7 protein-coding genes, 2 tRNA genes, 4 rRNA genes and 1 pseudogene are annotated in these 15,960 nt (G+C 55.7%); 3 read left to right on the forward strand and 11 right to left on the reverse strand.

The window, feature by feature from the left end; genetic code table 11:
- Positions 1–9: 9 nt before the first annotated feature.
- Both BLU63_RS09155 and BLU63_RS09160 read left to right on the forward strand, forming a co-directional pair.
- Positions 10–3,420, forward strand: coding sequence for a non-ribosomal peptide synthetase (locus tag BLU63_RS09155; RefSeq protein WP_083375330.1), 3,411 nt, complete (start codon positions 10–12; stop codon positions 3,418–3,420).
- Between the two features lie 27 nt (positions 3,421–3,447).
- On the forward strand, positions 3,448–3,915 hold the full coding sequence (locus BLU63_RS09160; protein WP_083375331.1) for an SRPBCC family protein: 468 nt from the start codon (positions 3,448–3,450) through the stop codon (positions 3,913–3,915).
- Positions 3,916–4,041: 126 nt separating this feature from the next.
- Here BLU63_RS09160 and BLU63_RS33765 read toward each other — a convergent pair whose 3' ends face one another.
- The 11 genes and pseudogenes from BLU63_RS33765 to BLU63_RS09210 all read right to left on the reverse strand — a co-directional run bounded on the left by BLU63_RS33765 (position 4,042) and on the right by BLU63_RS09210 (position 14,761).
- Positions 4,042–4,827 carry a methyl-accepting chemotaxis protein gene (locus BLU63_RS33765; RefSeq protein ID WP_371859431.1) on the reverse strand — a complete coding sequence of 262 codons (786 nt, stop codon included), beginning with the start codon at positions 4,825–4,827 and terminating at the stop codon, positions 4,042–4,044.
- Positions 4,828–4,944: 117 nt separating this feature from the next.
- Positions 4,945–5,922, reverse strand: a pseudogene (locus BLU63_RS33770) (cache domain-containing protein); the annotation flags it as partial.
- 344 nt (positions 5,923–6,266) lie between these two features.
- Positions 6,267–6,382 (reverse strand): 5S ribosomal RNA (rrf, locus tag BLU63_RS09170).
- A gap of 107 nt (positions 6,383–6,489) precedes the next feature.
- Positions 6,490–6,605 (reverse strand): 5S ribosomal RNA (gene rrf / locus BLU63_RS09175).
- Positions 6,606–6,763: 158 nt separating this feature from the next.
- Positions 6,764–9,655: ribosomal RNA gene (locus BLU63_RS09180) — 23S ribosomal RNA — on the reverse strand.
- A 249-nt stretch (positions 9,656–9,904) separates the two neighbouring features.
- Positions 9,905–9,980: transfer RNA gene (locus BLU63_RS09185), tRNA-Ala, on the reverse strand.
- Positions 9,981–10,007: 27 nt separating this feature from the next.
- Positions 10,008–10,084: transfer RNA gene (locus BLU63_RS09190), tRNA-Ile, on the reverse strand.
- Between the two features lie 82 nt (positions 10,085–10,166).
- Positions 10,167–11,705, reverse strand: a 16S ribosomal RNA gene (locus BLU63_RS09195).
- The 16S, 23S and 5S rRNA genes sit together here with 2 tRNA genes alongside, the layout of an rRNA operon.
- Before the next feature lie 292 nt (positions 11,706–11,997).
- A complete protein-coding gene (locus BLU63_RS33015) occupies positions 11,998–12,318 on the reverse strand; it encodes a hypothetical protein (RefSeq protein ID WP_162179687.1) in 321 nt (106 codons plus the stop codon).
- Between the two features lie 27 nt (positions 12,319–12,345).
- Positions 12,346–13,566 (reverse strand): CaiB/BaiF CoA transferase family protein, encoded by a 1,221-nt coding sequence (locus BLU63_RS09205; protein ID WP_010465742.1) that lies wholly within the window; start codon positions 13,564–13,566, stop codon positions 12,346–12,348.
- Positions 13,567–13,579: 13 nt separating this feature from the next.
- Positions 13,580–14,761, reverse strand: coding sequence for an acyl-CoA dehydrogenase (locus BLU63_RS09210; protein ID WP_077748813.1), 1,182 nt, complete (start codon positions 14,759–14,761; stop codon positions 13,580–13,582).
- Positions 14,762–14,918: 157 nt separating this feature from the next.
- On the opposite strand from BLU63_RS09210, the gene BLU63_RS09215 reads away from it, so the two are divergent.
- Positions 14,919–15,818 carry a LysR family transcriptional regulator gene (locus BLU63_RS09215; RefSeq protein WP_077748814.1) on the forward strand — a complete coding sequence of 300 codons (900 nt, stop codon included), beginning with the start codon at positions 14,919–14,921 and terminating at the stop codon, positions 15,816–15,818.
- Positions 15,819–15,960: the final 142 nt, after the last annotated feature.

A 15,960-nucleotide genomic window follows, 5' to 3' on the forward strand; every position in this document is an offset into this window, starting at 1 on the left:
GAGAACATCATGAGACGTCTCGACATTCTGCTCATTGGGCAAAGCCAGGCCTTGACCGACCTGGCGCTGGAACTTGAACAACAGGGTCATTCGCTGGTGCGGCTCGATGCGTTTGAGGAGGCGCCGTTGTTTGATCTGCTGATTGACGACGCCAGCCAGGCGTTTTCAGTCCCGAGTGATGCGCCGCATCTGACACTGCAACTGGGAATTGGCGTGCCGAACGTCACCGGTCTACCGCCGATTGACCTGCTGTGCATGCAAGGATCAACGCTGTTCACGCGCGTGCCAATTGCCGATGAACCTAGCGGAAACGGCCAGGCCTTGCGCCTGCGAGCGGTGGCGGAACTGGTGGATCACGTCTCACTGCTGGTCAGCCGATTCTCCCGGGACGCCGAGTATTTTCTCTGCGCTGAACCGGCTGCGGCAGCCCATTTTGAACAGGTGGACAATCTGCTGTTTTTAGAACGCCTGGCGTTCGTTCATCAACTCAACAACACCGCTCAACCGTGGCTGCAAGAACTCGCCCGGATCCCGATGATCGAGCGCCTGCAACAACGCTTCATCGAGTCCGCCGAACGACCTGCGCTGAACATCGACGGCACATCGCTGAGTTATCGGCAATTACACGCCCAGAGCCGTGCGATCCAACAACGCTTGCTGCCGTTGCTCGCACAGCATCAAGGCCCGTTGGTGGTGGGGATCTGCCTGCCGAAATGCAGTGCGTTGTATGCAGGGATCCTGGCGATTCTGGGCAGCGGCGCGGTGTACTTGCCGCTGGAGCCGAGCCATCCACTGCAACGTCAGCAGTACATCCTTTCGAATGCAGGAGCGGTGTTGTTGCTGCATGACGGCCAGCATCCCCTCGCCGATGAAATGCCGGGGCTGGACATCAGTCGCATCGACTTCGCTGACGTCGCCCTCGGTCAACCCTTGATGCGCCAGCGCCCCGCTCTCGACGCGCCCTGCATGGCGCTCTATACCTCGGGCACCACCGGGCATCCCAAAGGCGTGCTGCTCAGCCAGGCTAACCTCGCGCACTTCACCGCGTGGTATGCCGACTATGTGCAGCTGACCGAACACAGTCGGGCCTTGCAGTTTTCGTCGTTGAGTTTCGACTCGTCGCTGATCGATATTTTCCCGACCCTGCTTCAGGGCGCCGAACTGATCGTGCCGAACGACGACCAGCGTCGCGATCCGTTGCAACTGGTCGAGCTGATTCGCCATCAACGCCTCAGCCATGCATTTTTACCGCCAGCGCTGTTGAGCATTCTGCCGCTGGATCAGCTGCAGGTCCTGGATCATATAATGACCGGCGGCGATGTCTGCGAACCCTACGTTATCGAGCAGCTCACCCGTCAGGGCAATCTCTACAACCTCTATGGCCCGACCGAAGCCACGGTGCTTATTACCGCGCGCCAACTGCGCGCTGGCGACAACAACCGCACCCTCGGGTCGCCGATTGCCAACAGCCAGGTGCTAATTCTCGATGAGGCTTTTCAGCCGGTGGCCGAGCAGGTCGTCGGTGAGTTGTACATTGTCGGGCCGGGGGTGTGCCTGGGTTATCTGAACAACCCGCAGCAGACTGCCGAACGTTACCTGGACATGAACTTGCCAGACGGCCAGCGCCTGCGCGCCTACCGTACCGGCGATATGACGAAATGGACCGGCGACGGTATCGAGCTGTGCGGACGGCGGGACAATCAGGTGAAAATCCGCGGCTTTCGCGTCGAGCCGGAAGAGATCGAACGCTGCCTGCGCGACAGTCAGTTGTACCGCCAGGTGGCGGTGGTTATCGACAGCCAACGGCGGATTCTGGCGTTCCTCGCACAACCTCAGGAGAACCAAACGGGCGCCGCGCGCGAAGCCTTGAAGGCTCATGCGATGCAGTTTTTGCCGGACTACATGCAACCCATCGCCTGGACTGAACTGCCGAGCATGCCGTTCGCCAGTAACGGCAAAGTCGACCGCAAAGCGCTGCTGGCGATGCCGGTGAATGTTGCCGAAAACACGACACGGCGCTTGCCCGCCAGCGCCGATGAAGCGCTGTTGCTGGAGATCTGGGCTGAGCTGCTGGAGTTGCCGGCCAGCGATATTTCGACCGACGAAAGTTTCTTCAATCTGGGCGGCCACTCGATTCTGTTGTCACGGATGTTGCTGCGATTACGTGAAGAATTCGGCCGCAGCATCTCGATCAATCGCTTCATTGAATTGCCGACTATTGCGAAGCTGGCGACATTGGTGCGCGGCTCCGGCACCGAGGAAGTCCTGAGCGCGCAAGCACTGGCGGATGCCTTCCGCGAGCTGGATATTCAGCCACTGCCCATCAGCCGCATGGGCGATGTGCACAAGGTGATCGTCACCGGCGCAAACAGTTTTGTCGGTGTGCATATCGTCGAAGCGTTGCTGGCGTGGGGCGTCACTGAAGTGGCCTGCCTGGTGCGCGATGGCGGTGGGCAATCGGCGGCTGAGCGCTTCGCTCATGCGTTGCGGGAAAACCGACTGGAGCACCTGGACCTGAGTCGGGTGCAGGTTTACGCGGCAGACATCACTCGCCCGGCGTTGGGGCTTGATGCGCACGTTTACGAGCGCCTCGATCGAGAGTTCGGCGCGCTGGTGCACAACGCCGCCAACGTCAATCACGTGCTCGATTACGAGTCGTTGGCGCGGGACAACGTCGAGCCGATTTTCGAATGCCTGCGGCTGTGCGAGGGGCGCAGCAAGAAGATCTTCAATTTTGTCTCCACGCTGTCGGCGTCCAGCACGATTGCCGACGATGGCCGAGTGCTGGAATTACCCGCAGCGCAGACACCGCCGATCTACATCAAGAACGGCTACAACCTGTCCAAGTGGGTCGGCGAACGGATCCTCGAACGAGCGCGTGAACGTGGGGTGCGGGTCAATCTTTATCGCCCCGGCAACATCAGCTTCAACAGCCTCTCCGGCGTCTGTCAGCCGCACAAAAACCGCTTGATGCTGATGCTCAAGGGCTCGATCCAGCTCGGCCAGGTGCCGGAGTTTTCGCTGAATTTCGACCTGATGCCGGTGGACTTTCTCGCTCGCTTCATTGGCTTCCATGCCAGCCGTTATTCGTCTGAAAAAGCGGTGTTCAACCTGCACAACCCCGAGCCCCTGAGTTGGGACGATTACGTCGCGTCATTCCGTGAGGCGGGCCGGGAGTTCTCCATGGTCAGCGTCGCCGACTGGCAACAGCAACTGGGTCGGGTCGACAGCGACAACGCGCTGTTCGGCGTACTCGGTTTCTACCTCAACGGCTTCGAGGAAGACATCGGCGACATCTCGATGATCGGCCACGACAACGCCCAGGCCGGCGTTCGGCAGATGGGCGCGCACTACCCGGAAAAATCACCCGCACTGCTGCGTCGCGGTTGCGACTACCTCAAAGAAATCAATTTCATCTGATTCATTCAAACCCAATGGAGCAAGACCATGAACAATCTGCAACCCGATACCCTGATCAAAAACCCGCAAGGCTGCCACGTCGTGTCCTCGGTGGAGGTGCCGGCGGATGCCGCGCAGGTCTGGGCGGTGGTCGGCAACTTTGCCGGCTTCGATCAGTTCATTCCGGCGCTGTCGCACATCGAGATGACGGGCGAAGGCGTGTCGTCGCTGCGCAAGAAATTTTTCAAGGACGGCAACCTGGTGGTCGAGCAACTCAACTCGCGAAATGACCAGGCACTGAGCATGACGTGGACGACCATTTACAACACACTGGGCGTGGCCAATTTGTGGGCGGCAATGAGTGTTGAACCGCTTGGTGCGAACACGTCACGGGCGACCTGGACCATCATTGCCGAACCGGCGCAGGGAGGTGCCGAGGCGTTGCCGGGGTTCAAGGATTTCGTGCAGGGGTTTGCGGATGACGCGATGAATAATGTGTTGAAGCTGTTTGTGTAGAGCATTGGTTCAGCGGTGACTTTTCTACCGCTTTCGCGGGCAAGCCTCGCTTCTACAGGGTTTTCCATGCCCTGTAGGAGCGAGGCTTGCCCGCGAAGAACGATAACGCAGTAGAACTGACCCGAATCAGATCTTGAAGCTATCGACCAGTTGCTTCAACCGGTTCGCCTGCAACGACAACGCATCACAATCCTTCAACGTTTCATTGAGGTTCGCCACGCTCTGCTGGTTCAACAAGTTGATCTGGTTGACGTCGACATTGAGGGTTTCCACTACCGCCGTCTGCTCTTCGGTCGCCGCGGCCACCGACTGGTTCATGCCGTCGATTTCGCCGATGCGCTGCGTCACGCTGACCAATCGCAGGCCCGCCTGATTCGCCACTTCGACACTCTCTTCACTGGAGAGCTGACTGGCATTCATGGTCGTCACTGCTTCGCGAGAACCGATCTGCAGCGAGGTGATCATCTTGTGGATCTCTTCCGCCGACTCCTGTGTGCGATGCGCCAGGTTGCGCACTTCGTCCGCCACGACCGCAAAACCACGACCGGCTTCACCGGCACGCGCCGCTTCGATGGCGGCGTTGAGCGCCAGCAAGTTGGTCTGCTGGGAGATGCCTTTGATCACATCCAGAATGTGCCCGATGTTGTCAGTGCTGGCGTTCAGGGTTTCGATCTGGGTGCAGGACAGGCTGATTTTCTGCGACAACTCGGTCATGGCCAGGATGGTTTTCTCTACTACCTGACGACCATCATCCGCCTGCTCGCTTGCACCGCTCGCATGCTGCGAAGCATCGGCAGCATTGCGGGCGATTTCCTGGGTGGCGGCACCCAATTGGTTGATGGCGGCAGCCACGCTGTTGGTGCGCGCGCTTTGCTCATCGGAGCCGACGATCGAAGCGTTGGACGATGCCATTACGCGCTGCGACAAATCGTGGACCTGGCGGGTCGCCGAGGACACTTCGGAAATCGATGCGTGAATCCGCTCCACGAACTGGTTGAACGAACCACCCAACTCGCCGAACTCGTCTTTGCTTTCCACGGCCAGACGACGGGTCAGGTCGCCCTCGCCCTGGGCGATGTCCTGCATCGCGCGGCCCATGGTGGTCAGCGGACGCATCAGCACGTTGATCAGCAGGCTCAACAGCACGGCAATCACACTGACGGCGATGAACATTGCAATCAACGCCGAAGTGCGGAATTGACTCAGTGGTGCGTAGGCCTTGTCCTTGTCGATCGACAGACCGATGTACCACTCGGCATTCGGCAAACCGATCACCGGGGTGAACGAGAGGATGCGGTCCTGCTTGTTCAGGGTGACGTCCTGATTGCCCTTCTCGATGCGCACGCCAGAGTTTGGATAAATGTCCTTCAGGTTTTTCATCACCTGGTCTTTGTCCGGGCTGACGATCACCTGACCGTCGGCACTGACCAGGAACGCGTGGCCGATGCCACCGAAGTCCACCGAGTTGATGATCTTTACCAGGGTCTCCAGGCTCAGATCACCGCCGACCACGCCGAGCAATTCACCGTTCTTTTTCACCGGCATGGCGATGGTCACCACCAACCCACCGACGGCGGCCATGTACGGCGGCGTCAGCATGGTCTTATCGGCAGCCACGGCTTGTTTGTACCAGGGACGCTGACGCGGATCGTAACCGTCCGGCATCTTCGCGTCAGGGCGTTGGGTGAACACGCCGTTGGCCTGGCCGACGTAAGTGAACTGGAAGTTCGAGGTGAGGGCCGGTTGATCAACCAGTCCGGGAAGGTCCGCATTGGCGCCTTGATGAGCGACGTTCTGGGCGAGGTTTTCCAGCACCAGCACACGGCCGCTCATCCAGTTCTGCACGCTGCTGGCGGTCAGATCGCCAGCTTGCTGGACGGAGGACTCGAGGTTTTGCCGGATCGTGTTTCGCTGCAGATAGTCGTTGTACAAAGTGAACAACGCAAAAGCCAGCACCACGACGCCAGAGGCGGCCAGAAGGATTTTATGGCTGAACTTGAGATTCATTTCATGGGACTTCTTATGCAAAAAGTGGGGATGCGTTCCAGGTGCAACATTCCATGTAACAGCGCAGGCGGAATTCTTCGGTCGCGCTACTTTGGTGCACGCATGTCTCACTAGTCTTTCGGCACTAGTCGGAGAAATCTTAGGGGTTTGTATGAAATGACCGACATTCCCGCCGAACGGCGCTCTAGAGCCGTTGGAGCTCGATGCACTTATTGGACATCAACACTGGGCAAGGGTGTGGCGCAGAAGTGGCATGACTCGCGGGGGATAATGACCTGACGTTTTTAGGAGCCAAAACGACAAAACCCCTGTCTGCGTTAGCAGACAGGGGTTTCGGAATTCAATCTTGACGATGACCTACTCTCACATGGGGAAACCCCACACTACCATCGGCGATGCATCGTTTCACTGCTGAGTTCGGGATGGGATCAGGTGGTTCCAATGCTCTATGGTCGTCAAGAAATTCTGTGACCAGCCCGTTACAGTCGTAACGTGCCAGCAAAATTGGTGACTTCTACTAAAACAAAACCCCTACCTGCATACGCAGATAGGGGTTTCGGAATTTAATCTTGACGATGACCTACTCTCACATGGGGAAACCCCACACTACCATCGGCGATGCATCGTTTCACTGCTGAGTTCGGGATGGGATCAGGTGGTTCCAATGCTCTATGGTCGTCAAGAAATTCGGTAGCCAGGTCGCTTGCCTTACGGCGCACGCTCCAGCGAATGGGTATGTGATAGATCTCGGTGTTTGTGAACAATCGAACTTTCGGTTCGTTTCGTCTTCACACACCGCAATCTGGTGCCTTTTCAGGTCAGCAAATTGCTTGGGTGTTATATGGTCAAGCCTCACGGGCAATTAGTATTGGTTAGCTCAACGCCTCACAGCGCTTACACACCCAACCTATCAACGTCGTAGTCTTCGACGGCCCTTCAGGGGACTCAAGGTCCCAGTGAGATCTCATCTTGAGGCTAGTTTCCCGCTTAGATGCTTTCAGCGGTTATCTATTCCGAACATAGCTACCCGGCAATGCCACTGGCGTGACAACCGGAACACCAGAGGTTCGTCCACTCCGGTCCTCTCGTACTAGGAGCAGCCCCTCTCAAATCTCAAACGTCCACGGCAGATAGGGACCGAACTGTCTCACGACGTTCTAAACCCAGCTCGCGTACCACTTTAAATGGCGAACAGCCATACCCTTGGGACCGGCTTCAGCCCCAGGATGTGATGAGCCGACATCGAGGTGCCAAACACCGCCGTCGATATGAACTCTTGGGCGGTATCAGCCTGTTATCCCCGGAGTACCTTTTATCCGTTGAGCGATGGCCCTTCCATACAGAACCACCGGATCACTAAGACCTACTTTCGTACCTGCTCGACGTGTCTGTCTCGCAGTCAAGCGCGCTTTTGCCTTTATACTCTACGACCGATTTCCGACCGGTCTGAGCGCACCTTCGTACTCCTCCGTTACTCTTTAGGAGGAGACCGCCCCAGTCAAACTACCCACCATACACTGTCCTCGATCCGGATAACGGACCTGAGTTAGAACCTCAAAGTTGCCAGGGTGGTATTTCAAGGTTGGCTCCACGCGAACTGGCGTCCACGCTTCAAAGCCTCCCACCTATCCTACACAAGCAAATTCAAAGTCCAGTGCAAAGCTATAGTAAAGGTTCACGGGGTCTTTCCGTCTAGCCGCGGATACACTGCATCTTCACAGCGATTTCAATTTCACTGAGTCTCGGGTGGAGACAGCGCCGCCATCGTTACGCCATTCGTGCAGGTCGGAACTTACCCGACAAGGAATTTCGCTACCTTAGGACCGTTATAGTTACGGCCGCCGTTTACCGGGGCTTCGATCAAGAGCTTCGCGTTAGCTAACCCCATCAATTAACCTTCCGGCACCGGGCAGGCGTCACACCCTATACGTCCACTTTCGTGTTTGCAGAGTGCTGTGTTTTTAATAAACAGTCGCAGCGGCCTGGTATCTTCGACCGGCATGGGCTTACGCAGTAAATGCTTCACCCTCACCGGCGCACCTTCTCCCGAAGTTACGGTGCCATTTTGCCTAGTTCCTTCACCCGAGTTCTCTCAAGCGCCTTGGTATTCTCTACCCAACCACCTGTGTCGGTTTGGGGTACGGTTCCTGGTTACCTGAAGCTTAGAAGCTTTTCTTGGAAGCATGGCATCAACCACTTCGTGTTCTAAAAGAACACTCGTCATCAGCTCTCGGCCTTAGAATCCCGGATTTACCTAAGATTCCAGCCTACCACCTTAAACTTGGACAACCAACGCCAAGCTGGCCTAGCCTTCTCCGTCCCTCCATCGCAATAACCAGAAGTACAGGAATATTAACCTGTTTTCCATCGACTACGCTTTTCAGCCTCGCCTTAGGGACCGACTAACCCTGCGTCGATTAACGTTGCGCAGGAAACCTTGGTCTTTCGGCGTGGGTGTTTTTCACACCCATTGTCGTTACTCATGTCAGCATTCGCACTTCTGATACCTCCAGCAAGCTTCTCAACTCACCTTCACAGGCTTACAGAACGCTCCTCTACCGCATCACCTAAGTGATACCCGTAGCTTCGGTGTATGGTTTGAGCCCCGTTACATCTTCCGCGCAGGCCGACTCGACTAGTGAGCTATTACGCTTTCTTTAAAGGGTGGCTGCTTCTAAGCCAACCTCCTAGCTGTCTAAGCCTTCCCACATCGTTTCCCACTTAACCATAACTTTGGGACCTTAGCTGACGGTCTGGGTTGTTTCCCTTTTCACGACGGACGTTAGCACCCGCCGTGTGTCTCCCATGCTCGGCACTTGTAGGTATTCGGAGTTTGCATCGGTTTGGTAAGTCGGGATGACCCCCTAGCCGAAACAGTGCTCTACCCCCTACAGTGATACATGAGGCGCTACCTAAATAGCTTTCGAGGAGAACCAGCTATCTCCGAGCTTGATTAGCCTTTCACTCCGATCCACAGGTCATCCGCTAACTTTTCAACGGTAGTCGGTTCGGTCCTCCAGTTAGTGTTACCCAACCTTCAACCTGCCCATGGATAGATCGCCCGGTTTCGGGTCTATTCCCAGCGACTAGACGCCCTATTAAGACTCGCTTTCGCTACGCCTCCCCTATTCGGTTAAGCTCGCCACTGAAAATAAGTCGCTGACCCATTATACAAAAGGTACGCAGTCACCCAACAAAGTGGGCTCCCACTGCTTGTACGCATACGGTTTCAGGATCTATTTCACTCCCCTCTCCGGGGTTCTTTTCGCCTTTCCCTCACGGTACTAGTTCACTATCGGTCAGTCAGTAGTATTTAGCCTTGGAGGATGGTCCCCCCATATTCAGACAAAGTTTCTCGTGCTCCGTCCTACTCGATTTCATGACTAAGAGATTTTCGCGTACAGGGCTATCACCCACTATGGCCGCACTTTCCAGAGCGTTCCGCTAATCTCAAAGCCACTTAAGGGCTAGTCCCCGTTCGCTCGCCACTACTAAGGGAATCTCGGTTGATTTCTTTTCCTCAGGGTACTTAGATGTTTCAGTTCCCCTGGTTCGCCTCTTAAGCCTATGTATTCAGCTTAAGATAACCATCTTATGATGGCTGGGTTCCCCCATTCAGACATCTCCGGATCAAAGTCTGTTTGCCGACTCCCCGAAGCTTTTCGCAGGCTACCACGTCTTTCATCGCCTCTGACTGCCAAGGCATCCACCGTATGCGCTTCTTCACTTGACCATATAACCCCAAGCAATCTGGTTATACTGTGAAGACGACATTCGCCGAAAATTCGATAATACTCAATTAAGAGCAACTCACAAATTTTACCTTAGCCTGATCCGTTACCAGTGAAAGTAACGTTCAGTCTATCTTTCTATCACATACCCAAATTTTTAAAGAACGATCTAGCCAAAGACTAGAAATCAACATTCACCATCATCACAATGGAATGCTCATTTCTAAGCTTTCAACAAACAGAAGCAGTAGTGGTGGAGCCAAACGGGATCGAACCGTTGACCTCCTGCGTGCAAGGCAGGCGCTCTCCCAGCTGAGCTATGGCCCCGTATTTCTACAGGTTCCCACACAAAATTGGTGGGTCTGGGCAGATTCGAACTGCCGACCTCACCCTTATCAGGGGTGCGCTCTAACCAACTGAGCTACAGACCCAATTTCGGGCTGCTTCTTATCGTCTTCTTCAATGAATCAAGCAATTCGTGTGGGAACTTATGGAGCAGCTGATGTCGTCGATTAAGGAGGTGATCCAGCCGCAGGTTCCCCTACGGCTACCTTGTTACGACTTCACCCCAGTCATGAATCACACCGTGGTAACCGTCCTCCCGAAGGTTAGACTAGCTACTTCTGGTGCAACCCACTCCCATGGTGTGACGGGCGGTGTGTACAAGGCCCGGGAACGTATTCACCGCGACATTCTGATTCGCGATTACTAGCGATTCCGACTTCACGCAGTCGAGTTGCAGACTGCGATCCGGACTACGATCGGTTTTCTGGGATTAGCTCCACCTCGCGGCTTGGCAACCCTCTGTACCGACCATTGTAGCACGTGTGTAGCCCAGGCCGTAAGGGCCATGATGACTTGACGTCATCCCCACCTTCCTCCGGTTTGTCACCGGCAGTCTCCTTAGAGTGCCCACCATTACGTGCTGGTAACTAAGGACAAGGGTTGCGCTCGTTACGGGACTTAACCCAACATCTCACGACACGAGCTGACGACAGCCATGCAGCACCTGTCTCAATGTTCCCGAAGGCACCAATCCATCTCTGGAAAGTTCATTGGATGTCAAGGCCTGGTAAGGTTCTTCGCGTTGCTTCGAATTAAACCACATGCTCCACCGCTTGTGCGGGCCCCCGTCAATTCATTTGAGTTTTAACCTTGCGGCCGTACTCCCCAGGCGGTCAACTTAATGCGTTAGCTGCGCCACTAAGAGCTCAAGGCTCCCAACGGCTAGTTGACATCGTTTACGGCGTGGACTACCAGGGTATCTAATCCTGTTTGCTCCCCACGCTTTCGCACCTCAGTGTCAGTATCAGTCCAGGTGGTCGCCTTCGCCACTGGTGTTCCTTCCTATATCTACGCATTTCACCGCTACACAGGAAATTCCACCACCCTCTACCATACTCTAGCTTGTCAGTTTTGAATGCAGTTCCCAGGTTGAGCCCGGGGATTTCACATCCAACTTAACAAACCACCTACGCGCGCTTTACGCCCAGTAATTCCGATTAACGCTTGCACCCTCTGTATTACCGCGGCTGCTGGCACAGAGTTAGCCGGTGCTTATTCTGTCGGTAACGTCAAAACAGATACGTATTAGGTAACTGCCCTTCCTCCCAACTTAAAGTGCTTTACAATCCGAAGACCTTCTTCACACACGCGGCATGGCTGGATCAGGCTTTCGCCCATTGTCCAATATTCCCCACTGCTGCCTCCCGTAGGAGTCTGGACCGTGTCTCAGTTCCAGTGTGACTGATCATCCTCTCAGACCAGTTACGGATCGTCGCCTTGGTGAGCCATTACCTCACCAACTAGCTAATCCGACCTAGGCTCATCTGATAGCGCAAGGCCCGAAGGTCCCCTGCTTTCTCCCGTAGGACGTATGCGGTATTAGCGTCCGTTTCCGAGCGTTATCCCCCACTACCAGGCAGATTCCTAGGCATTACTCACCCGTCCGCCGCTCGCCACCAGGTACAAGTACCCGTGCTGCCGCTCGACTTGCATGTGTTAGGCCTGCCGCCAGCGTTCAATCTGAGCCATGATCAAACTCTTCAGTTCAAACATCTTTGGGTTTTTAAGAAACCCTAAACTTGGCTCAGCAATCGTTGGTTACATCTTTGATTTCTCGCGGAGTAACTTGTGATGCTGATAATCTTGTTGACTATCAGTCTGACTCCACAAGCACCCACACGAATTGCTTGATTCAGTTGTTAAAGAGCGGTTGGTTAAGATCTTTCGTCTCAACCGAGGCGCGCATTCTACAGCAGCCTCTGTTGCTGTCAAGCGGTTATTTTCAGAAGTTTTCAAAGTTTCCTTTGCAACTTCAACCACTTGCGCTTCCGATCTCTCGTTAGCGGGAGGCGAATTCTACAGCGTTACTCGCTGCTGTCAACACCTCTTTTTCTCCGCTTTCGACCGAGAAGATCGAACCGTCAATCAAGCCAAACAACCCCGCCTGATCAACTCCTTCTGGGCTTCGATAACCTGAAGCAACTCGCTGTCGAAAACTGCGTAACTCTTTGTTTACCAAGGAGTTTTCCGTTTCGACTGCGCCGGAAGTGGGGCGAATTATAGACTTCCAGAATCTGCCGTCAACCCCTGATTTGGCTTTTCTATCAATAACTTGCAGAAAGCCGGAAAACAGACCGCTTCCTTCTATATAGGAGAGCAAAACCACCCCTCTATATAGAAGGAATCTTCAGAGGACCCCCGCCACTTTGAAAGCGGCGACCGTTTCTGCATCCAGACCCAACACCCGCTGCAGAACCTCCAGCGTGTGCTCGCCCAATAACGGAGGCGCATTACGATACTCCACCGGCGTTTCCGACAGGCGAATGGGGCTCGCTACCTGTGGCACCATGCCTGCTAGCACATGGGGTAGCTCGATCGCCAAACCACGCGCCTTGACCTGAGGATCAGCAAACATCTGAGCCAAGTCATTAATAGGTCCGCATGGCACACCCGCCTGCTCTAGCTGTAACACCCACTCAGCGGTGGTCTTGAAGACAGTCGCCTGACGGATCAGCGGGATCAACACCGCGCGATTCGCCACCCGCAGCTTGTTGGTCGCGAAGCGTGGGTCATCCGCCCACTGAGGCTGCCCAGCCACCTCCGCAAACTTGCGGAACTGCCCGTCATTACCCACGGTGAGAATGAAGTCTCCATCCGCCGTAGGAAAATCCTGATAGGGCACGATGTTCGGATGTGCATTACCCAGGCGCTTGGGCGCATTACCCGTAGTCAGATAGTTCATCGCCTGGTTGGCCAGGCACGCAACCTGAACATCCAGCAACGCCATATCGATATGCTGACCACCACCGTCATGTTCCCTATGGGCCAACGCGGCAAGGATCGCTACCGTCGAATAGAGCCCCGTCAGGATGTCTGTCAGCGCCACACCGACTTTCACCGGCCCTGCGCCCTCATCTCCCTCAGGTCGACCGGTCAGGCTCATCAGCCCGCCCAGACCCTGGATCATGAAGTCATAACCCGCGCGCTTGGCGTAAGGCCCGGTTTGACCAAACCCGGTAATCGAGCAATAAATCAGATTCGGATTGATGGCTTTAAGCGACTCATAGTCCAACCCATAAGCCGCCAGGCCACCGACCTTGAAGTTCTCGATCAGGATGTCCGACTTGGCTGCCAGCTCACGTACCAGCTTTTGCCCTTCTGGACGCGTGAAATCGATGGTCACCGATTGCTTGTTGCGATTGGCCGACAAGTAATAGGCGGCCTCGCTGGTGTTCTCGCCATAGGCGTCTTTCAGGAAGGGCGGTCCCCAGGCACGCGTATCGTCGCCATTGCCCGGACGCTCAACCTTAATCACTTCGGCGCCAAGGTCGGCAAGGATCTGCCCGGCCCAAGGCCCGGCCAGCACCCGCGATAAATCCAGTACCCGTAGATGCGAAAGCGCGCCCATGGACGTTCTCCTATTAATAGAACGCCTGGATGCCGGTTTGCGCGCGACCGAGGATCAGTGCGTGGACGTCGTGCGTACCTTCATAGGTATTCACCACTTCCAGGTTGACCAGGTGGCGAGCAACACCGAATTCATCGGAAATGCCATTACCGCCCAACATGTCACGCGCCATACGCGCGATGTCCAGGGACTTGCCGCAGGAGTTGCGCTTCATCATCGAGGTGATCTCGACTGCCGCCGTGCCTTCATCCTTCATACGACCCAGACGCAGGCAGCCTTGCAGTGCCAGGGTGATCTCGGTCTGCATGTCGGCAAGCTTCTTCTGGATCAGCTGAGTGGCGGCCAACGGGCGACCGAACTGCTGACGATCCAGGGTGTACTGGCGAGCGGTGTGCCAGCAGAACTCGGCAGCGCCCAAAGCGCCCCAGGAAATGCCGTAGCGCGCGGAGTTGAGGCAAGTAAAAGGGCCTTTCAAACCGCGGACGTCAGGAAAAATGTTCTCTTCAGGAACAAACACGTTGTCCATGACGATCTCGCCGGTGATTGATGCACGCAGGCCAACCTTGCCATGGATCGCCGGAGCACTCAGGCCTTTCCAGCCTTTTTCCAGAACAAAGCCACGGATGTCGCCCGCATCATCCTTACCCCAAACCACGAACACATCGGCAATCGGACTGTTGGTGATCCACATCTTGCTGCCGGTCAGGTTGTAGCCGCCTTCCACTTTGCGTGCACGAGTAATCATCGCGCCCGGGTCGGAACCATGGTTAGGCTCTGTCAGACCGAAGCAGCCAATCCACTCGCCCGAGGCCAGTTTCGGCAGGTACTTCTGCTTTTGGGCTTCAGTGCCGAATTCATTGATCGGCACCATGACCAGCGAGGACTGCACACTCATCATCGAACGGTAGCCGGAGTCGACACGCTCAACCTCACGAGCAATCAGCCCGTAGCTGACGTAGTTCAGACCGCTGCCGCCGTACTGCTCGGGAATGGTCGCACCCAACAGGCCCACTTCGCCCATCTCGCGGAAGATCGCCGGATCGGTCTTTTCATGACGGAAAGCTTCAAGCACGCGCGGTGCGAGCTTCTGCTGAGCGAATTGCTCGGCAGTGTCGCGGATCATGCGCTCTTCTTCGGTGAGCTGTTGATCCAGCAGCAGGGGATCGATCCAGTTGAAGCTAGCTTTACCGCCCATGAGTGTGTCCTCTCGAATCGGGTCAAATAACGTGGACTGATCCTAGGCCTGGTCCGGCATTACGGCAAACGAGGATTTTGCATACTGTTGTGCTAATTTCTCACTCCGTAACGTCGCGAAATAGCCTTTATGCGATGTATTAGTGAGGTTGGAGTACATGCGCCGGAAAATCCCTAGCACCACCGCCCTGATCAGCTTTGAAGCGGCAGCGCGCCACGAGAGCTTTACCAAAGCGGCGCAGGAGCTTTCGCTCACTCAAGGCGCCATTTGCCGACAGATCGCCAGCCTCGAGGAGTTCCTCAGCGTAGAACTTTTCCGACGCTCGCGGCGCGGAGTGAAGCTGACGGAAGCCGGACTTTCCTACAGTCGCCGCGTAGCAACCCAGCTTGACGCGGTCGAGCGGGACACCTTGTCCGTGATGGGGCAACAGGGCGCCAATGTGATCGAGCTGGCCGTCGTACCGACCTTTGGCACCCAATGGCTGCTGCCACGCCTCAAAGACTTCCAGCACAAACACCCGGAAGTGACGGTCAACCTCACCAACCGCACACGCCCCTTCCTGTTCGCCGATACCGACTTCGATGCCGCGATTTACTTTGGTGATGCGGATTGGTCGGGTACCGAATCCCACAGGCTAATGGGCGAAAATCCGATGCCGGTGTGCAGCCCTACGCTACTGCGCAAAAAAGCCAATCTGACACCCGATGAAATCGCCGAAATGCCCCTGCTGCAACAGACCACGCGCCCTTATGCCTGGCGCCAGTGGTTCAACTCTCAGCACCTGAATGTGCCACGGGACATGACAGGACCGCGCTACGAGCTATTCTCCATGCTTGCCCAAGCGGCGATGCACGACATGGGGATCGCGCTGATTCCGCCATTCCTGATTCAACGCGAACTGACGGAGAAGCGCCTGGTGATAGCCAACACTCAGGCGCTGTCGAGCATCAAGGCCTATTATCTGATGATTCCGGAGCGAAAGGTCGAATCGGCGTCTCTACGGGCATTTCGCGATTGGCTGGTCACCCAAGCACAAAGCTACAGCCTAGAAGGGTAAAGGCTTACCGGCGTTAGCTGACCCCGTAGTCAACAAAACCAAAGCCCTACAGATATACGTTTTTGTCGCATATTCGCAGACTGTACCGACAAGCAGTACAAACGTCCCACAAGTGCCTGCCGACGTGGCTTTGAGCCTCCAT

This window comes from Pseudomonas mandelii (assembly GCF_900106065.1).
Taxonomy (GTDB): Bacteria; Pseudomonadota; Gammaproteobacteria; order Pseudomonadales; family Pseudomonadaceae; genus Aquipseudomonas; species Aquipseudomonas mandelii.